Source organism: Pseudomonas sp. MF06569 (assembly GCF_059862735.1).
Genome location: NZ_JCBCUZ010000006.1, coordinates 182798 through 202184 on the forward strand (window position 1 = coordinate 182798; position 19387 = coordinate 202184).

Here is a 19387-nt window from a genome sequence, read left to right on the forward strand (position 1 = left end):
AACCCGGTGAGCGTGGTGTATCTGACACACCGCAGCGAATGGATTTACGGCCGCTGCGCAACCGATCGCAGTCTCGTGCCTCGTCAGCGACTACAGCAAAGCCTTTGAGGGGCTTTTGATCTGCCTAGTTACTGATCGCCAAAATACTCGCCTGATACGAGGCCACAAACAGGTCGAAGTCGCCTTCTTCTGTTTGTTCGGTCTGGATCTGTTCGAGCAATGACTTGCGTGCTTTTTCTTCAAACGCGGCCTGATCTTCTGCGCTCAACGGTTCGCTACGGAAGAACTCGGCATGGGCCAGGCTTTGGCGCATCGAGAACTGGGCGAAGCTTTCGTTGTGCTCACTCATGCTGGCCAGCACTCTGGCAGACGGCGTCAGTGACACGTCCTTGATCTTTGCCAACTGTTCGTCGACGGCTTTGCTGTGGTGATCGCCACCGTGGCTCTGGTCGAGCAGGGCGGCCAGCGGCGCGATTTTTTCCAGCAGTTCTGCCGCCCATTCCTTCATGTCGACGGCTGCACCATCACGCTGCAGTTGCAGGCCCGGACGGCGACCCTCCATGACTACGCTCAGGAAGTTCGAAGAGCAGCTGCCGCACCCTGTGCTGTCGAACTGCGGGCTGTCTTGCAGCGCGCAATACAGCAGGAAGGCGTCCAGAAAACGTGCCTCTGGCAGGTCAATGCCTACCGGCAGGAACGGGTTGATATCCAGCAAACGCACTTCAACGTACTGCACGCCACGGGACACCAGGGCCTGAATCGGCCGCTCGCCGGTGTAGGTCACACGCTTGGGACGGATGTTGGAGTAGTACTCGTTTTCGATTTGCAGGATGTTGGTGTTCAACTGCACCCATTCACCATCCTTGTGCGTGCCGATTTCAACATAAGGCGCGTAAGGCGTGGCCACTGCTTTGCGCAGGCTGTCGGTGTAGCTGTCCAGGTTGTTGTAGCACGGCGTCAGGCCAGCCTGGGCGTTGCTCTGGTAACCCAGGTCGCTCATGCGCAGGCTGGTGGCGTACGGCAGGTAAAGCGTGTCGGGGTCCAGTTGTTCCAGCTGGTGTGAACGACCGCGCAAAAAGCCGGCGTCCAGCGCTGGGGAGGCACCGAACAGGTACATCAGCAGCCAGCTGTAACGACGGAAGTTGCGAATCAGGGCGATGTAGGCGTTCGACTGATAGTCGCGCTCGGTACCCACAAAGCCTTCAGCCTGCATCAGCACGGGCCACAGGGCCTCGGGCAGGGAGAAGTTGTAATGGATACCGGCGATGCACTGCATGGTCTTGCCGTATCGCAGGGCCAGGCCCTTGCGGTACACGTACTTGAGCTGCCCGATGTTGGACGTGCCGTAGTAGGCAATCGGGATATCTTCTTCGGCCGGCAACGGGCACGGCATCGAAGGGCTCCACAGGAACTCGTTGCCGAGCTTGCTGTAGGCAAAGCGGTGGATCTTGTCGAGGCTGGCCAGCGTCTGCGCCGGATCGGGCAGGGCCGGGGTGATGAACTCCAGCAGCGATTCGGAATAGTCGGTGGTGATTTGATCGTTGGTCAGCGCCGAGCCCAATTCTTCTGGGTGCGGGGTCTGAGCCAGGCGTGCATCAGGCGTGACGCGCAGGCATTCGCGCTCGATGCCGTGCAGGCATTGCTCAAGCAGAGTGAGGTTAGCGCGCTCGCTGAGCAGAGCCAGGCGGCGGTTGAGAAGTTGGCTCAAGTTGGATTCCTTCACGCGTCAGTCGCCCCAATATGGGGGTGGTCAGGACGGTCTACAAGGGTGAAGTTGAAACCGGCGTGGTCGCCTGGCTTTTGTTGATACTGCTTTGGCCCCGTCCCTGTTTCGGCCCCTGAGCGCTCCAAGCGCCTTCCGGCACCGCGTCAGCAGTACCGAAATTAACTCAAATGACCCCGTGGCGGCTACAGGACAGCGAACGTGCCTTGTGCTTTTGCGACCAGTTTGTCGCCCTGGAATACATCGGCTTCGACCACCAGCGTGCGTCGTCCGGGGTGGATGACTTTGGCGATGCACAGCACGTCACCTTCAGACACCGCGCGGATGTAGTTGATCTTGCACTCGATGGTCGCGCTCTGCTGATCGAATCCATGGGCGCTGGAACACGCCAGCCCCATGCTGATATCGACCAGGCTGAACAGCGCGCCACCGTGCAGCTTGCCACCCCGGTTGCGCAGTTGCGGCTCCAGGCTGAGCGCTACGTGCGCCACGCCGTCTTCCACCGACTGCACGCGGCAACCGATCAACTCGCTGAAAGCGCTTTGGGTCAGGCCGTCCGGGAGCGCCATTAGCGTTTCTTCAACTGTTTGGCGTTGGCAAACAGCGAAGCCATCGCATTGTTGCTTGGCGCGGCGGCAACGGTTTCTTTACGGGGTGCGGTGTTTTGCTGGCGCGGGGCGGAACCCGGGCGTGCACCACGGGCGCCGTCGATCTTCTCGCCCGGGGTGTCGCTCATGCGCATCGACAAGCCAACGCGTTTGCGCGGGATATCGACTTCCATGACCTTGACCTTGACCACGTCACCGGCTTTCACGGCTTCACGCGGGTCCTTGATGAACTTCTCGGACAATGCCGAGATGTGCACAAGGCCGTCCTGATGCACGCCGATATCGACGAAAGCACCGAAGTTGGTCACGTTGGTCACCACGCCTTCCAGGATCATGCCCAGTTGCAGGTCCTTGAGGTTTTCGACGCCTTCCTGGAACTCAGCCGTCTTGAACTCGGGACGCGGGTCGCGGCCCGGTTTTTCCAGCTCTTGCAGAATGTCGGTAACGGTCGGCAGGCCGAAGGTTTCGTCGGTGAACTTCTTCGGGTCCAGCCGCTTCAAGAAGCTCGCGTCGCCGATCAGCGAGCGGATGTCGCGCTCGGTGTCCGAAGCAATGCGCTTGACCAGCGGGTAGGCCTCGGGGTGAACCGCCGAGCTGTCCAATGGGTTGTCGCCATTCATCACGCGCAAGAAACCTGCCGCTTGCTCGAAGGTTTTTTCGCCCAGGCGGCTGACTTTTTTCAGCGCCGCACGGGTTTTGAACGCGCCGTTCTCGTCGCGATGACTGACGATGTTTTGCGCCAGCGTGGCGTTGAGGCCCGAGATACGCGCCAGCAGCGCCACGGATGCGGTGTTCACGTCCACGCCCACGGCGTTTACGCAATCTTCAACCACAGCGTCCAGGCCACGTGCCAGTTTGAGTTGGGACACGTCGTGCTGGTACTGACCCACACCAATGGACTTTGGATCGATCTTCACCAGTTCGGCCAGCGGGTCTTGCAGGCGGCGGGCAATGGACACGGCACCACGGATCGATACGTCCAGGTCCGGGAATTCCTTGGCCGCCAGTTCCGAGGCCGAGTACACCGAAGCACCGGCTTCAGAGACCATCACCTTGGTGACTTTCAGGGCCGGGTATTTTTTCATCAGGTCGATGACCAGCTTGTCGCTTTCGCGGCTGGCAGTGCCGTTGCCGATGGCGATCAGCTCCACCGAGTGCTTGGCGCACAGGGCGGCCATGACCGAGATCGTCTGATCCCATTTGTTGTGCGGTACGTGGGGGTACACGGTGGCGTATTCGAGCAGCTTGCCGGTGGCATCGACCACGGCAATCTTGCAGCCGGTGCGCAGGCCCGGGTCCAGGCCCAGGGTGGCGCGCGGGCCAGCAGGTGCGGCCAGCAGCAGGTCGTGCAGGTTGTGGGCGAATACGTTGATCGCTTCGGTTTCAGCACCGTCGCGCAACTCACCCAGCAAGTCGGTTTCAAGGTGGGTGTAGAGCTTGACCTTCCAGGTCCAGCGCACCACTTCGCCCAGCCACTTGTCCGCCGGACGGTTCTGGTTTTGCAGGCCGAAACGTTCGGCAATCATCATTTCGCCGGGATGCATCGACCCAGGCAGTTCTTCGCCCACTTTGAGTGAAGAGCTGAGAATACCTTCGTTGCGACCACGGAAAATCGCCAGCGCACGGTGCGAAGGCATGCTTTTGAGCGGCTCATCGTGTTCGAAGTAGTCGCGGAACTTGGCGCCTTCTTCTTCTTTGCCAGCGATCACGCGGGCACTGAGAATGGCTTCGTTCTTGAGGAAGCTGCGCAGTTTATCCAGCAGGCTGGCGTCTTCGGCGAAGCGCTCCATGAGGATGTACTTGGCGCCGTCGAGGGCCGCCTTGGTATCAGCCACCCCTTTTTCTGCGTCGATAAAACGGGCAGCTTCGGTTTCAGGGTTGCGTGTCGGGTCGTTGAACAGGCCATCTGCCAACTCGCCAAGGCCTGCTTCCAGGGCGATCTGGCCCTTGGTGCGGCGTTTTTGCTTGTAAGGCAGGTACAAGTCTTCGAGGCGGGTTTTGGTCTCGGCGAGTTTGATGTCGCGGGCGAGTTCGGGTGTCAATTTGCCTTGTTCTTCGATGCTGGCGAGGATGCTCACGCGCCGTTCGTCGAGTTCACGCAGATAGCGCAGGCGTTCTTCCAGATGACGTAACTGGGTGTCATCCAGGCTGCCGGTCACTTCCTTACGGTAGCGAGAAATGAAGGGTACGGTGGAGCCTTCATCCAGAAGAGCGACGGCCGCTTCGACCTGCTGCGGGCGCACGCCAAGTTCTTCGGCGATGCGGCTGTTGATGCTGTCCATAAAACCACCTGACAAATTGTGATGCAGGCCCGCAGGCCCGGGCTTGAAGGCCTGCGAGGCTGGTTGAGCGGCCCGGAGGGCGCCGCTACCTGGGCCAAAAGGGCAGCCTGTTGACCCGTGAAATCAGCAAATTACGGCAGGTGTTGAAAAAATAAATCCTGCCACAACCATTGAAAATTCGAGGTTGCCTGACACAAAAGGCGGCGCATTATAACCAGCGTTCCCGGATTCAGGGGACTGCAGGCTGCGGCCACATTGATTGGTCTGCTGTTTGTAGAGGAAAAATCTGCTAACAATGCACACCATGCGTATGACAGCAGCTAAGCCATAATGCGCGCCGAGATCACAGGAGCATCTAATGAGCAGCATTGCACAACCGGCTGAAGGCGAAAAAATTCTCATCGTTGATGACGATCCTGGACTGAGCAGCCTGCTGGAACGTTTCTTCGTCAGCAAGGGCTATCGTGCCCGGGCTGTGCCGAACGTCGAGCAAATGGATCGTTTGCTGGCTCGCGAGGTATTCAACCTGGTGGTACTGGATTTGATGCTGCCCGGTGAAGACGGCTTGTCTGCCTGCCGCCGCCTGCGTGCAGCGGGCAATCGGGTGCCGATCATCATGCTGACCGCCAAGGGCGACGAGCTGAGCCGCATCAAGGGCCTGGAACTGGGCGCCGACGATTACCTGGCCAAACCGTTCAACCCCGATGAGCTGATGGCTCGGGTGCGGGCTGTATTGCGCCGCCAGTCGGCACCGGTGCCGGGTGCGCCGGGCAGCGAAGACGAAAGCGTGACGTTCGGTGATTACGAGTTGTCCCTGGCCACCCGCGAACTCAAGCGCGGCGACGAAGTTCACATGCTCACCACGGGTGAGTTTGCGGTCCTCAAGGCCTTGGTCATGCATGCTCGCGAGCCATTGACCCGTGACAAGCTGATGAATCTGGCCCGTGGTCGCGAATGGGATGCACTGGAGCGTTCAATCGACGTTCAGATCTCCCGTTTGCGTCGCATGATCGAGCCTGATCCGTCCAAACCGCGCTATATCCAGACTGTCTGGGGCGTAGGTTATGTGTTCGTGCCGGATGGCAACGCGACCAAGTGACCGATCATTTGTAGGAGCGAGTCATTCAGGTACCTGAGTGGCTCGCGATTCATTTTTTTGCGGGCTTTTGAGCTCGTTCCTGCAAAGTGTAAAAACGGCTGTCTATGAAAACCCCTCTCTGGTTTCCCCAAAGTTTCTTCTCGCGCACTCTCTGGCTCGTCCTGATTGTCGTTCTGTTTTCCAAGGCACTGACGCTGGTTTACCTGCTCATGAACGAGGACGTGTTGGTCGACCGCCAATACAGTCACGGTGTGGCACTGACCTTGCGCGCCTATTGGGCGGCCGATGAGGAAAACCGCAACAAGATTATCGATGCCGTTGATTTGGTGCGCGTCGTGGGTGGTGGTGTGCCCGAGGGTGAGCAGCACTGGCCTTACAGCGAAATCTACCAACGTCAGATGCAGGACGAGCTAGGCCCTGATACCGAAGTTCGCTTGCGCATGCACACGTCTCCCGCCCTGTGGGTGCGTGCGCCTAGCCTGGGTGAAGGCTGGTTGAAAGTGCCGCTGTATCCGCATCCGCTTCGTGGGCAGAAAATCTGGAATGTCCTGGGCTGGTTCCTGGCCATTGGCTTGTTATCCACTGCGTCGGCGTGGATTTTCGTCAGCCAGCTCAATCAGCCGCTCAAACGACTGGTGTATGCGGCTCGTCAACTGGGGCAGGGGCGCAGCGTGCGCTTGCCGATCAGCGACACCCCCAGCGAGATGACCGAGGTGTACAGCGCCTTCAATCAAATGGCTGAAGATGTTGAGCAGGCAGGCCGTGAGCGTGAGCTGATGCTTGCCGGTGTGTCCCATGACCTGAGAACACCGCTGACCCGTTTGCGCCTTTCTCTGGAGCTGATGGGCAATCACAGCGACCTTTCAGACGATATGGTGCGTGACATCGAGGACATGGATGCGATTCTCGATCAGTTCCTGGCCTTTATCCGTGATGGGCGTGACGAGCCGGTCGAAGAAGTTGATCTGTGTGATCTGATCCGCGAAGTGGTGGCGCCCTACAACCAGAACGGTGAACAGGTGCGCTTGCGCTTGCAGCCGATCCAGCCGTTTGCGTTGCGTCGGGTGTCGATGAAGCGTCTGCTCAACAACCTGATCGGCAATGCCCTGCACCATGCGGGCGAAGACGTTGAGGTTGCAGCATATGTGTCCGGAGACGTCAGTGCACCGTACGTGGTGCTCAGCGTAATGGACCGGGGCGCGGGGATTGATCCTTCGGAACTTGAAGACATCTTCAATCCGTTTATTCGCGGTGACCGTGCCCGTGGTGGCAAAGGCACAGGGTTGGGCCTGGCTATCGTGAAGCGGATTGCCTCCATGCATGGCGGCAATGTTGAATTGCGTAACCGTAGCGGCGGTGGGCTGGAAGCCCGTGTACGCCTGCCGCTGGGGCTTATGTTGCCAAGAGGGGCGGTGTAGATTTTTCTGGCGCTGTGGGAGCGGGCTTGCTCGTGATGCAAGCGGCGCGGTCTGCGGTGCTGCCATCGCGGGCAAGCCCGCTCCCACAGGGTTTGACGGGTGTTTAGCCTTTGCCCTTGGTCCGTGTCATGTGCGGGCTGCTGTTTTTTTCAAGATGTTGAATGATGATCCCGGCCACGTCCTTGCCTGTGGTGGTTTCAATACCCTCCAGGCCCGGCGATGAATTGACCTCCAGCACCAATGGGCCGTGGTTGGAGCGCAAAATATCGACCCCCGCCACGCTCAACCCCATGACCTTGGCCGCACGAATGGCGGTCATGCGCTCCTCAGGGGTGATCTTGATCAGGCTGGCGCTACCGCCCCTGTGCAGGTTGGAGCGGAACTCGCCAGGTTTGGCCTGACGCTTCATGGCCGCGATGACCTTGTCCCCGACCACGAAGCAGCGAATATCGGCGCCTCCCGCTTCCTTGATGTATTCCTGCACCATGATGTTTTGCTTGAGCCCCATAAAGGCCTCAATCACCGATTCAGCGGCAGTGGCGGTTTCACACAGCACTACGCCGATGCCCTGGGTGCCTTCCAGTACCTTGATCACCAGCGGCGCGCCATTGACCATCTCGATCAGGTCGGGAATGTCGTCAGGGGAGTGGGCAAAACCGGTCACAGGCAAACCCAGGCCCCGACGCGACAGCAGTTGCAACGAGCGCAGCTTGTCCCGTGAACGAGCAATCGCTACCGACTCATTGAGCGGGAAAACCCCCATCATTTCGAACTGACGCAACACTGCACAGCCATAGAACGTGACCGAGGCACCAATACGCGGGATTACGGCATCGAAGCCTTCCAGTGGCTTGCCGCGATAGTGAATCTGCGGCTTATGACTGGCAATGTTCATATAGGCGCGCAGGGTATCGATCACTACCATTTCATGGCCTCGTTCGGTACCGGCTTCAACCAGACGACGAGTGGAATACAGACGCGGGTTACGCGACAGCACAGCGATCTTCATGCAACACCTGTGGCAGAGGTAGTAGTGACCGGAAACACCGGCTTGTCTTGAACGTATTTATGTTCTGGATTCACGACCAGCTGGCCGTCAATCAGGGCTTTCGAGCCCAGTAATAAGCGGTAACGCATCGATTTGCGGCAGGCGAGGGTGAACTCGACCTGCCAGACCCGATCGCCCAGCGCCAGGCCGGTACGGATCACATAGCGAACCTGAGTGTGACCATTGGAGCTTTTTATGGTTTTTATGGCGACTAACGGGGCTTCACAGCGGCGGTGGCGCAGCTGTACCAACGTGCCCAAATGGGCATTGAAACGTACCCACTTTTCACCCTCGCGCTCAAATGGCTCGATCTCGGTGGCGTGCAAGCTGGAGGTACTGGCACCGGTGTCGATTTTCGCCCGCAGGCCGGCAACTCCCAAATCGGGAAGCGCCACCCACTCGCGCAGACCGACAACGGTCAAGTGATCAAAAGTCTTCAATATAAGTAACCAGCGATTAACGTATTCAGGCTGCAGGAGAAACCCTGCAGGTAAAACAATCGGCGATGCCGATTTGGCTGTGTAGAAAGGGTATTCACGCAGAATATCCGGCAAATGGCGACAGTTATCTACGTGTACGCTATTCAGCAGGCAGGCATTCTATCGGCCTGATTGCTTCAGTTGTTCATCGCAAGTAGTAGTACAGTTCTGACTATTCAAATGAAGAGGGATTCCAGTGGCACAAAAACAGGAAGTGGACGACAAGGTTCGCCTGGACAAGTGGCTCTGGGCAGCGCGTTTTTACAAAACCCGTGCATTGGCCAAAGCCGCGATCGAAAGCGGCAAGGTGCATTGCCGTGGTGAGCGCTGCAAACCGAGCAAAGAGCCACGGGTGGGCGATGAACTGCAAATACGTGTAGGCCTTGAAGAACGTACTGTGGAAGTCAAAGCACTGTCAGTGGTGCGTCGAGGCGCTCCCGAGGCTCAATTGCTGTACGCCGAAACCGGGCAAAGCATTGCCAAGCGGGAAAACGCAGCGGCCATGCGCAAATCCGGTGCAATGGGTATCAGCACCGAAGGAAAACCAACCAAGAAGCAACGACGCCAACTGCATCAGTTCCATGATGCCAGTGGGGCCGAGTGAGCTGGCCGAAGCTCGCAAACCGTACGTCGAGTCTGTGTGCGCATAACTTGTAATCATCCATGTATGGCGCCATATAGGGTCATTAGACCTGCACGACATCCAACGATCCGTACACATTTTGTCACCAATTCAGAACTCTATTCTTATGTCCGACTTACTCAAAAACGATGCCACACAACGCTTTATGTTCGATACCAGCGACGCCCGTGGCGAACTGGCATCGCTGGAGCATAGCTACGCTGACGTGTTGGCCAAGCACGCTTATCCACAGCCGGTCCAGCAGTTGCTGGGCGAGCTGATGGCTGCTGCTGCGTTGCTGGTGGGCAACCAGAAAATTGATGGTTTGCTGAGCTTGCAAGCCCGTTCCGAAGGCCCGGTGCCGCTGCTGATGATCGAATGCACCAGCGACCGTGAGATACGCGGCCTGGCACGTTTCGACGCCGATCGCATTGCTCCTGATGCCACTCTGGCCGACCTGCTGCCCAATGGCGTACTGGCCATTACCATTGATCCTACGGTTGGCAAACGCTACCAGGGGATTGTGGACCTGAACGGCGAAACCCTGGCCGACTGTTTCACCAACTACTTCGTGATGTCCGAGCAAGTGCCAACCCGCTTCTGGCTGGTTGCCGATGGCCAGCGCGCTCGTGGCATGTTCTTGCAGCAGTTGCCTGCCGACGTGGTCAAGGATGAAGACGAGCGTGTGGACAGCTGGGACCGGCTGCTGATGCTGGGCGATACCCTCAAGGCTGAAGAGCTGCTGGGGCTGGACAACGAGACCATCCTGCACCGCCTTTATCACGAAGAAACCGTGCGTCTGTTTGACAACGAGGCCATCGAATTCAAGTGCAGCTGTTCCCGTGAGCGTTCGGGCAATGCCCTGACCAGCCTCGGCCACGAAGATGCGCTGACTCTGGTGACCGAGCATGGCGGTCATATTGAAATCGACTGCCAGTTTTGCAACGAGCGCTACCTGTTTGATGCGGCTGATGTCGATCAATTGTTCGCAGGCGCGGGTGTTGAATCCCCTTCTGGCACTCATCACTAAAACGTTTCAGCCTAGGTAAAACACCTGTCAAACCCCGTTCTTGCGCGGTTCTGACAGGTGGGCCCTACTCTTTTTGGGGTTTTCTGGCATAATCCGGCCCACTTTTTTCGCGGTAGTAGTGCAATTTTTTCTACTACAAAACGTTTGGCGCACTCGGCCAATGGCCGACGGGGAACCTCATGACGCAAGCTAATAACGCCGTGTACACCGATCTGAGCATCGACGATCTGGTCAAAGAAGCCCTGAGCCGTGGTGAAGGCGTGCTTGCCGACAATGGCGCACTGGTTGTCGAAACTGGCCACCGTACAGGCCGTTCACCGGCTGACCGCTTCATTGTTGAAGAACCGTCCACTCAGGCATCCATTGCCTGGGGCCCGATCAACCGCAAGTTCCCGGCCGACAAGTTCGATGCCTTGTGGGACCGCGTCGAGGCGTTCAACAACGCGCAAGAGCATTTCGTTTCCCACGTGCATGTAGGTGCTTCCGAAGACCACTACCTGGCCGTGAAAATGACGACCCAGACTGCCTGGCAGAACCTGTTCGGCCGTTGCCTGTTCATCAACCCGGCTCAGTACAACCCGGCCGGTCGTGAAGAGTGGCAAGTGCTCAACGTAGCCAACTTCGAGTGCGTACCTGAGCGTGATGGCACCAACTCTGACGGTTGCGTGATCCTCAACTTCGCCCAGAAAAAAGTGCTGATCGCCGGTATGCGTTACGCCGGTGAAATGAAAAAAGCCATGTTCTCGGTACAGAACTTCCTGTTGCCTGCTGCTGACGTGCTGCCGATGCACTGCGCTGCCAACATTGGCGAAGAAGGCGATGTGACCCTGTTCTTCGGCCTGTCCGGCACCGGTAAAACCACCCTGTCCGCCGATGAAAGCCGTTACCTGATCGGTGATGACGAACACGGTTGGGGCGAAGGTGTGGTGTTCAACATCGAAGGCGGTTGCTATGCCAAGTGCATCGACCTGTCCGAGAAGAACGAGCCGGTCATCTGGAAAGCCATCAAGCACGGCGCCGTGTTGGAGAACGTTGTTCTCGACGATGCCAAGCACCCTGACTATGCCGATGTCAGCCTGACCCAGAACAGCCGCGCAGCTTACCCGCTGGAGCACGTTGCCAAGCGTTCCGAGAAGAACCTGGGCGGCGAGCCAAACGCTGTGATCTTCCTGACCTGCGACCTGACCGGCGTATTGCCGCCCGTGTCGATCCTCAGCGAAGAACAAGCGGCCTACCACTTCCTGTCCGGCTACACCGCACTGGTGGGCTCGACTGAAATGGGTTCGGGCAGCGGCATCAAGTCCACCTTCTCCACCTGCTTCGGCGCACCGTTCTTCCCGCGTCCGGCTGGCGAATACGCAGAGCTGCTGATCAAGCGCATCCGCGGCTTCGGCTCCAAGGTGTACCTGGTCAACACCGGCTGGACCGGCGGTGGCTACGGTGTTGGCAAGCGCTTCAACATCCCGACCACCCGTGGCGTGATTGCTGCGATCCAGAGCGGTGCTCTGGTCGGCGCAGAAACCGAACACCTGGACACCATCAACCTCGACGTGCCATTGGCCGTACCGGGCGTTGACACTGTTCTGCTCAACCCACGCAACACCTGGGCAGACAAAGCTGCCTACGACGAAGCTGCCAAGGCATTGGCTGGCCTGTTCGTAGAGAACTTCAAGAAGTTCGACGTTAGCGACGCGATCAAGGCGGCGGGTCCGAAGGCGTAAGCATTCGATCAGTGTGTTGATCCACAAAGAAGCCGCCTGAGAGGGCGGCTTTTTTGTGCCTGAGCAGATGCATCCTGTGGGAGCGGGCTTGCTCGCGATGGCATCGCCGGTGTGATTCTGGCAAACCGCGTTGCCTGAATCCCAAGCAAGACTGCTCCCACAGAACGTTTCACCTAAGCTTCCAGGTTTTGCGTATCCCAATGGCCGCTGCTGATCGCCGCGTACAGCATGCCGATGGTCAAGGGTACTTTGCCCTCGCGGCCCTTGGCCTTGCGCTTGAGGTGCGGGTCGTTGCCCGCAGGCTGGAAGTAGCGGTAGGCATCGTAGTCCGCCAACTCGAGCCCGAAACGTTCCTCAAGGGCTTCCATCAAATGCTGGGCATCGCTGCCATTGCAGCCAAGATCCGCGTTGATCGCGGTTTTGAGGCTGATGGTTTTGTATTCCGGCAGACCGATTTCTTCATGCAGCAACTGCATCAGCTCGCGCAGGATGGGGGTGTCCGGGAGGTCGGTGGCGAGTTTCATTATCAAAAGTCCGAAAAGAGTTTCAAGGTATCTCTCCTGGCGAATGACTCTTCAACCAGTCAGCCAGTGCTGCGTTCATGCGTGTTTGCCAGCCGGGGCCGGAGGCCTTGAATTGCTCTACGACTTCGGGAGCAAGACGGATGGTGATTCGTGTGAGCACTTTGTTCGCTTTGGGTCTGCCGCGCTTAATCAACAGCGGACCTTTGAACTCGTCGGCAGCTTCAAAAAAGGCTTCTGTCAGTTCGGGCGCGTCATCCGGGTCAACCCAGTCGATGGGCGTAGAGTGCTTGTTCGCGCTCATTGGCTTTCCTCATGGAAATGATACGGCGGTCCGCGCCGCGCGGTGTCCAGACCAAAACAATCATGCGCTCCTGTAACAGGCCGATGCTGATTAGTCGGACTTCGCCGTAATCCTGGCGTGAGTCTTCAGATGTGAAGTGATGACCTGCAAATAGGGTTTTTGCGTCAGCGAAATCAAGGCCTCGCTCGATTAGCGTCTTGTTGCGTTTGGTGATGTCGTAGGTTATTTGCATCAATTTATCGTATGCACAATAAATACTACTGGCAAAATCCTGTTGTTGCCAAATTTTGCGTTTTCTCCTGACAAAGGGTTATTCAAGGCATCCTGGCTCGACCCTGTATCATCCCCTCTCAATTTGCCCCCGGCCTTTTCTCGATCGGCTGCAAACCTGGCGTAGAGTTTTGCGCTTTGCAACGGTCAAAGGAGTGACAGTCATGCACAACACCCTGGAACAGGTCTTTGGTTATCCACAGTTTCGTGCCGGGCAAGAAGCGGCGATCAGTGCCGTTTTGGCTGGACGTTCAGCGGCGGCGATTTTCCCTACGGGATCGGGCAAATCCCTGTGTTACCAACTGCCGGCGTTGCTGTTGCCTCACCTGACGCTAGTGGTTTCGCCGCTGTTGGCCTTGATGCAGGACCAATTGGCTTTTTTGCAGCGCCACGGGATTGCAGCGGCCAGCATCGATTCGGCGCAAAGCCGCGACGAGGCAAGCGCCGTCATGGCCCGGGCGAAAGCGGGCGAGTTGAAGATCCTGATGATTTCGGTCGAGCGACTGAAAAACGAGCGCTTTCGTAACTTTTTGCAGCAAGTGCCGATTTCCCTGCTGGTGGTGGACGAAGCGCACTGTATTTCCGAGTGGGGGCATAATTTCCGTCCGGACTACCTGAAGCTTCCGGACTACCAGCGCCAGTTCAATATCCCGCAAGCGCTGCTGCTGACCGCAACGGCGACCCCTAATGTGATCGCAGACATGCAGGTCAAGTTCGCGATTGCCGAGTCGGACGTCATCACCACTGGTTTCTATCGCGCCAATCTCAATCTGTGGGTCGAGCCCGTCACTGGCGCCGCCAAGCGTCAGCGCCTGGTGCAGTGGATGGGCGAGCGTATCGGCCAGCCGAGCATTGTGTATGTCATGCTGCAAAAGACCTCCGAGCACATTGCCCAGCACTTGAACCAGAACGGGATCAGCGCCAACGCCTATCACGCCGGTTTGCCCCATGATCAGCGCGAGGGCATTCAGCGCCAGTTCATGGGCGGGCAGTTGAATTGCATCGTTGCCACCATTGCCTTTGGCATGGGCATCGACAAGAGCGACATTCGCAACGTGGTGCATTTCGACTTGCCCAAGTCGATCGAAAACTACAGCCAGGAAATCGGCCGCGCCGGGCGTGATGGCGCACCCTCGGAGTGCCTGGTACTGGCCAATCGCGACAGCCTCAATGTGCTGGAAAACTTTGTGTACGGCGACACGCCGGAGTTGCAGGGCATTCGCTGTGTGCTCGATGAGTTGCGTGAGGCAATGGTGCAAGGGCAGTGGGAGTTCATGCTGCTGCCTCTGTCCGATCAGAGCAACATTCGTCAGTTACCGCTCAAGACTTTGTTGGTCCAGTTGGAGCTGCGTGGCCTGATTGCCCCTCGCTATGCCTATTTCGCCGAGTATCGTTTCAAATTCCTGATAGAACCTGAGGTGTTGCTGGCCAAGTTTGAGGGCGAGCGTCAGCAATTTGTCTCGGCCATCATCCAGACTTCCAGCCGAGCCAGAACCTGGGCTACGGTGAATTTCGACGGGCTGTACACCCAGCATCAGGCTGATCGGAACCGGGTGGTCAAAGCGCTGGATTACTTTCAGGAGAAGGGCTGGATCGAACTTGAAAGCAAGCAGATGACCGAGGTCTACAGCCTGTTGGTTCAAGATTTTGATGCCCAGGCTCTGAGCCTGGAGCTGCATGCCTACTTCACGGCTCACGAGCGTGGCGAGATTACGCGGATTCACGCAATGTTGGCGCTGTTCGCCAGTGAAACCTGCTTGAGCTACCGGCTGGCGCAGTATTTTGGGGATGAGCAGGCGCCGCAGCAGTGCGGGCATTGTTCGGTGTGCGCAGGGCAGGTCGCTCACTTGCCGGAGCCACCCGAACTGATGCCGCTTGTGGATAAAAACTTCGAAGCCCTGTGTGGTGCTTTTATCCACAGGCATCAGGAGTTCACGGGAAGTTATCCCCCGGCAGAACGCCTGACCCGGTTTTTATGCGGGATCAGCGTGCCGATGTTCACCAAGATGAAAGCGCGTGCCATTCCAGGTTTTGCGGCATTGGAGAACTACCCCTATGCCGCGGTCCGCGATTGGGCGGTGAAAGGGCTGAGTTAACGGGCAGTCGCTGCCGCAGGCGGCGAGGGCGACCGCAGGTTTTTGTTACCCCAACAACTCGCGCAGCACCCGGGTGAAGTCGCGGCAGCTGGCTTCTTCATCGGCATGACGGCCGTCGCGCACCACCCACTGGCCGTTGACCAATACGTCTCGTACCTGACGATCGCCGCCCGCAAATAGCCAGCGGTTAAGAATGGCGTCGTCCTGTGCCGTGGCCAGGTACGGGTCATTACCGTCCAGTACCAGCCAGTCGGCGCGCTGACCAACGGCTAATCCGGCAACCGCCTGGCCCATCGCCTGGGCGCCGCCCACCAGTGCGGCGTCATACAGCGTGCGGCCGACCATCGGCTGGTCGCTGCGATACATCCGGTTGCGGCGCTGATCGCGCAAGCGCTGGCCGTATTCCAGCCAGCGCAGCTCTTCAACCACGCTCAGGGACACATGGCTGTCCGAGCCAATGCCCATTCGCCCGCCTTGAGCAAGGAAATCCACGGCCGGAAAAATGCCGTCACCCAGGTTGGCTTCGGTGGTCAGGCACAACCCGGCCACGGCCTGGCTCTGCGCCATCAACTGGACTTCGGCAGCATTGGCGTGGGTTGCATGCACCAGGCACCAGCGTTGATCGACCTCAACGTTGTCATACAGCCACTGGATTGGACGTTTGCCGCTCCAGCTCAGGCAATCGTCGACTTCCTTTTGTTGCTCGGCGATATGGATATGCACCGGGCAGGTCGTGTCGCTGGCCTGCAGAACTTCGTGGATTTGCTCGGGAGTGACGGCGCGCAGCGAGTGAAAGCACAAGCCCAGGGTTTGTGCAGGCTGTTGAGCCAGCAGCGGCTTTAGCTGTTGCTGCAGCTTCAGGTAGTGCTCGGTGCTGTTGATAAAACGCCGTTGACCGTCGTTGGGTGCCTGCCCCCCAAAGCCTGAGTGGCTGTAGAGCACCGGCAGCAAGGTCAGGCCAATGCCGGTGGAGCGCGCCGCTTCGCTGATGCGCAGCGCCAGTTCTGCTGGATTGGCATAGGGCTGGCCCGAAAGATCGTGGTGCACGTAATGGAATTCAGCCACCGAGGTGTAACCGGCCTTGAGCATTTCGATGTACAACTGACGGGCAATGACGCCGAGCTGTTCAGGGCTTATTTTTCCGACGAGCCGATACATTAAATCGCGCCACGTCCAGAAACTGTCGTTGGGATTGCCCGCGACTTCGGCCAAACCGGCCATGGCCCGCTGGAATGCGTGGGAGTGCAGATTCGGCATGCCCGGCAGCAATGGGCCGTTCAGCCGTTCGGCGCCGTGCGCGTCGGCATTGGTCTGGATGCGGGTCAAGTAGCCATCGGCACCGACCTCGATGCGGACATTGGTAGCCCAGCCTGTAGGCAGTAGCGCGCGCTCGGCAAAGAAGACGGACATCGGTTCGGTACCCCATTGCTTGTAATTTGTATATACATATACAGACGTTTGCCTGCTCGGTAAACTCCGGCAAGCTACGACTCTTAACTCATTACCAAGGATTGCCTGTGTCGACTCCGCCTGTCGTGTCCCCGCTGGCCGCCCACATGGGCGATAGCCCGGCCCCGCTTTACGCTCGAGTAAAGCAAATGATCACTGCGCAGATCCAGAGCGGAAACTGGCCGCCGCATTATCGTGTGCCCTCCGAGAGCGAGCTTGTGACCCAGTTGGGGTTCAGCCGCATGACCATCAACCGTGCGCTGCGTGAAATGACCGCCGACGGCTTGCTGGTGCGCATGCAGGGCGTTGGCACCTTTGTGGCCGAGCCCAAGACCCAGTCCGCGCTGTTCGAAGTTAACAATATCGCCGATGAAATCGCTGCTCGCGGGCACAAGCACACCTGTAAGGTCATTAGTCTGGGTGAAGAAATGGCCGGCTCGGAACGTGCCGCCGTGCTCGACATGCGTGAAGGGCAGAAGGTCTTTCATTCACTGATCGTGCACTACGAGAACGGGATTGCCGTGCAAATCGAGGACCGTTTCGTCAATGCCTTGGTGGCACCGGACTACCTCAAGCAGGATTTCACCCTGCAAACGCCTTACGCTTATTTGTCTCAAGTCGCCCCGCTGACTGAGGGCGAGCACGTGGTCGAAGCGATTTTGGCTGACCCCAAAGAGTGCAAATTACTGCAAATCGAGCCCGGCGAGCCGTGCCTGCTGATTCGTCGCCGCACCTGGTCGGGTCGTCAGCCTGTTACCGCCGCCCGACTGATCCACCCCGGTTCCCGTCATCGTCTTGAAGGACGTTTCAATAAATGATCCAGCCTGAAGTTTTACGTGCCGTCGACTATCCGCGCATGCCGTGGAAGAACGGCGGCGGCAGCACTGAAGAAATTACCCGAGACGCAGGTGAGGGCCTTGATGGCTTTGGCTGGCGCCTGTCGATTGCCGATATCGGCGAGTCGGGCGGCTTTTCACGTTTTGACGGCTATCAGCGAATCATCAGCGTGCTGCAGGGTGCGGGCATGAACCTGCAAGTCGACGGGGTGAGCACGCGGGCACTGTTACCGTTCGATGCTTTTGCATTCAAGGGTGAAAGCGCCGTTGCCTGCACCCTGATCGATGGTCCGATTCGCGACTTCAATCTGATCTATGCCCCGCAGCGCTACACCGCGCGGTTGCAATGGCTGGAGGCGACCACCCCACAGCGCGTGTTCACTTCGGCGCACACCCTGGTGGTTTTCAGCGCAGGCGAACAGGTCCATGTGGGCCTGGGTAACACCTGCCACGAACACCTGGGCCGTTACGACTGTCTGCAACTGAGCGGCAATCGCGAGTTGCTTGAAGTGACGGTGACAGGCCTGTGCTGTGTGATTGAGTTGAGCGCGGTCTAACTAGCATGTAGTCGCTGCCGCAGGCTGCGAAGGGTTGCGGAGCAACCCGTTTTCCTGGAGCACCCACGTCCCGCTTCGCAGCCTGCGGCAGCGACTACACACGCTACACGCTCTGTTACCGAACGCCCCAACTCAGCGCACAAACCTCCCCCAGTAACACTCCTGCGAATCATTCATCCTCTTCTCAAAAACCTGGCGCACGTTTTTTAGCCTGTGTTTTCGGGCTCTCTAACTTTTTCATTTGCTAATTTCACACATTGGCCGCTAACTTGCATATGCTTGTATGTACAAGTACATAAGTGTGCGTCGATCCTCTTCTCACACCCGACGCATCCGACTATCGCTGAGGAGTTACCCGTGACTTCAACTACCCCAAAATCGCCTGCCGAGTTCACCCGTCACCGTGAAGGTGAAATCCGCGCCGCCCGTGGCACCCAGCTCACTGCTAAAAGCTGGATGACCGAAGCGCCGCTGCGGATGTTGATGAACAACCTCGACCCGCAAGTGGCCGAGAACCCGACCGAGCTGGTGGTGTATGGCGGTATTGGCCGGGCAGCGCGTAACTGGGAGTGCTACGACAAAATCGTCGAAAGCCTGACCAACCTCAACGATGACGAAACCCTGCTGGTGCAATCGGGCAAGCCGGTCGGCGTGTTCAAAACCCACAGCAATGCACCACGGGTACTGATCGCCAACTCCAACCTGGTACCGCACTGGGCCACGTGGGAGCACTTCAACGAACTCGACGCCAAAGGCCTGGCCATGTACGGCCAGATGACCGCCGGCAGCTGGATCTACATCGGCAGCCAGGGCATCGTTCAGGGCACCTACGAAACCTTCGTCGAAGCCGGTCGCCAGCACTACAACGGCAGCCTGGTCGGCAAGTGGGTACTGACCGCAGGTCTGGGCGGCATGGGCGGCGCACAGCCTCTGGCCGCCACCCTGGCCGGTGCCTGCTCGCTGAACATCGAATGCCAGCAAAGCCGTATCGATTTCCGCCTGGCCACTCGCTATGTCGACGAGCAAGCCGCGGACCTGGATGACGCGCTGGCCCGTATCGCCAAATACACCTCTGAAGGCAAAGCGATCTCCATTGCGCTTTGTGGGAACGCCGCTGAATTGCTGCCAGAAATGGTTCGTCGTGGCGTACGCCCGGACATGGTCACCGACCAGACCAGCGCCCACGACCCCCTGAACGGCTATCTGCCAAAAGGCTGGACCTGGGAGCAGTACCGCGACCGCGCCGTGACCGATCCGGCAGCCGTGGTCAAAGCCGCCAAAGCCTCGATGGGCGAGCACGTTGAAGCCATGCTGGCCTTCCAGA

18 protein-coding genes are annotated in these 19387 nt (G+C 58.4%); 9 read left to right on the forward strand and 9 right to left on the reverse strand.

The window, feature by feature from the left end; genetic code table 11:
* Positions 1-124 precede the first annotated feature (124 nt).
* The 3 genes from gshA to AC19YQ_RS08955 all read right to left on the reverse strand — a co-directional run bounded on the left by gshA (position 125) and on the right by AC19YQ_RS08955 (position 4613).
* Positions 125-1708: a glutamate--cysteine ligase gene (gshA, locus tag AC19YQ_RS08945; RefSeq protein ID WP_133079141.1), complete on the reverse strand. Its 1584-nt coding sequence runs from the start codon at positions 1706-1708 to the stop codon at positions 125-127.
* Positions 1709-1908: 200 nt separating this feature from the next.
* Entirely contained in the window at positions 1909-2292 is a 384-nt protein-coding gene (locus AC19YQ_RS08950) for a PaaI family thioesterase (protein WP_133079142.1), read from the reverse strand.
* Positions 2292-4613 (reverse strand): Tex family protein, encoded by a 2322-nt coding sequence (locus AC19YQ_RS08955; RefSeq protein ID WP_500594949.1) that lies wholly within the window; start codon positions 4611-4613, stop codon positions 2292-2294. The genes AC19YQ_RS08950 and AC19YQ_RS08955 overlap by 1 nt, the downstream gene beginning before the upstream one ends.
* A 358-nt stretch (positions 4614-4971) precedes the next feature.
* On the opposite strand from AC19YQ_RS08955, the gene ompR reads away from it, so the two are divergent.
* Both ompR and AC19YQ_RS08965 read left to right on the forward strand, forming a co-directional pair.
* Positions 4972-5712: an osmolarity response regulator transcription factor OmpR gene (gene ompR, locus AC19YQ_RS08960; protein WP_048386441.1), complete on the forward strand. Its 741-nt coding sequence runs from the start codon at positions 4972-4974 to the stop codon at positions 5710-5712.
* 104 nt (positions 5713-5816) lie between these two features.
* Positions 5817-7130: an ATP-binding protein gene (locus AC19YQ_RS08965; protein ID WP_019821770.1), complete on the forward strand. Its 1314-nt coding sequence runs from the start codon at positions 5817-5819 to the stop codon at positions 7128-7130.
* Between the two features lie 103 nt (positions 7131-7233).
* On the opposite strand, the gene rimK is transcribed toward AC19YQ_RS08965, so the two are convergent.
* Together rimK and rimB are read right to left on the reverse strand one after the other, a co-directional pair.
* A complete protein-coding gene (gene rimK, locus AC19YQ_RS08970) occupies positions 7234-8139 on the reverse strand; it encodes a 30S ribosomal protein S6--L-glutamate ligase (protein ID WP_016783140.1) in 906 nt (301 codons plus the stop codon).
* Positions 8136-8618 carry a retropepsin-like aspartic endopeptidase RimB gene (rimB, locus tag AC19YQ_RS08975; RefSeq protein WP_019821767.1) on the reverse strand — a complete coding sequence of 161 codons (483 nt, stop codon included), beginning with the start codon at positions 8616-8618 and terminating at the stop codon, positions 8136-8138. The genes rimK and rimB overlap by 4 nt, the downstream gene beginning before the upstream one ends.
* A 235-nt stretch (positions 8619-8853) precedes the next feature.
* On the opposite strand from rimB, the gene AC19YQ_RS08980 reads away from it, so the two are divergent.
* From AC19YQ_RS08980 to AC19YQ_RS08990, 3 genes are all read left to right on the forward strand, one after another.
* Positions 8854-9261 carry an RNA-binding S4 domain-containing protein gene (locus AC19YQ_RS08980; protein WP_133079144.1) on the forward strand — a complete coding sequence of 136 codons (408 nt, stop codon included), beginning with the start codon at positions 8854-8856 and terminating at the stop codon, positions 9259-9261.
* 145 nt (positions 9262-9406) lie between these two features.
* Complete coding sequence (gene hslO / locus AC19YQ_RS08985) at positions 9407-10309, forward strand: Hsp33 family molecular chaperone HslO (protein WP_133079145.1); 903 nt, start codon at positions 9407-9409, stop codon at positions 10307-10309.
* A 179-nt stretch (positions 10310-10488) separates the two neighbouring features.
* The gene (locus tag AC19YQ_RS08990; RefSeq protein ID WP_133079146.1) at positions 10489-12030 is read left to right on the forward strand and encodes a phosphoenolpyruvate carboxykinase; all 1542 of its coding nucleotides are present in this window, start codon (positions 10489-10491) and stop codon (positions 12028-12030) included.
* Between the two features lie 173 nt (positions 12031-12203).
* On the opposite strand, the gene AC19YQ_RS08995 is transcribed toward AC19YQ_RS08990, so the two are convergent.
* From AC19YQ_RS08995 to AC19YQ_RS09005, 3 genes are read right to left on the reverse strand one after another with little or no spacing between them, the layout of a single operon-like run.
* Positions 12204-12554 carry a DUF1493 family protein gene (locus tag AC19YQ_RS08995; protein WP_500594950.1) on the reverse strand — a complete coding sequence of 117 codons (351 nt, stop codon included), beginning with the start codon at positions 12552-12554 and terminating at the stop codon, positions 12204-12206.
* Between the two features lie 22 nt (positions 12555-12576).
* On the reverse strand, positions 12577-12855 hold the full coding sequence (locus AC19YQ_RS09000; RefSeq protein ID WP_133079148.1) for a BrnA antitoxin family protein: 279 nt from the start codon (positions 12853-12855) through the stop codon (positions 12577-12579).
* Positions 12815-13087: a BrnT family toxin gene (locus tag AC19YQ_RS09005; protein WP_046810582.1), complete on the reverse strand. Its 273-nt coding sequence runs from the start codon at positions 13085-13087 to the stop codon at positions 12815-12817. The genes AC19YQ_RS09000 and AC19YQ_RS09005 overlap by 41 nt, the downstream gene beginning before the upstream one ends.
* A 202-nt stretch (positions 13088-13289) precedes the next feature.
* Here AC19YQ_RS09005 and AC19YQ_RS09010 point away from each other — a divergent pair, with 202 nt between their 5' ends.
* The gene (locus AC19YQ_RS09010) at positions 13290-15221 is read left to right on the forward strand and encodes a RecQ family ATP-dependent DNA helicase (RefSeq protein WP_500594951.1); all 1932 of its coding nucleotides are present in this window, start codon (positions 13290-13292) and stop codon (positions 15219-15221) included.
* Positions 15222-15266: 45 nt separating this feature from the next.
* On the opposite strand, the gene AC19YQ_RS09015 is transcribed toward AC19YQ_RS09010, so the two are convergent.
* Entirely contained in the window at positions 15267-16631 is a 1365-nt protein-coding gene (locus AC19YQ_RS09015; protein ID WP_500594952.1) for a formimidoylglutamate deiminase, read from the reverse strand.
* A gap of 146 nt (positions 16632-16777) precedes the next feature.
* On the opposite strand from AC19YQ_RS09015, the gene hutC reads away from it, so the two are divergent.
* The 3 genes from hutC to hutU all read left to right on the forward strand — a co-directional run.
* Positions 16778-17488: a histidine utilization transcriptional repressor HutC gene (hutC, locus tag AC19YQ_RS09020; protein WP_219262600.1), complete on the forward strand. Its 711-nt coding sequence runs from the start codon at positions 16778-16780 to the stop codon at positions 17486-17488.
* Positions 17485-18063: a HutD/Ves family protein gene (locus tag AC19YQ_RS09025; protein WP_133079153.1), complete on the forward strand. Its 579-nt coding sequence runs from the start codon at positions 17485-17487 to the stop codon at positions 18061-18063. Before hutC ends, AC19YQ_RS09025 begins: the two co-directional genes overlap by 4 nt.
* A gap of 357 nt (positions 18064-18420) precedes the next feature.
* A partial coding sequence (hutU, locus tag AC19YQ_RS09030; protein ID WP_500594953.1) for a urocanate hydratase occupies positions 18421-19387 on the forward strand: 967 nt, incomplete at its 3' end.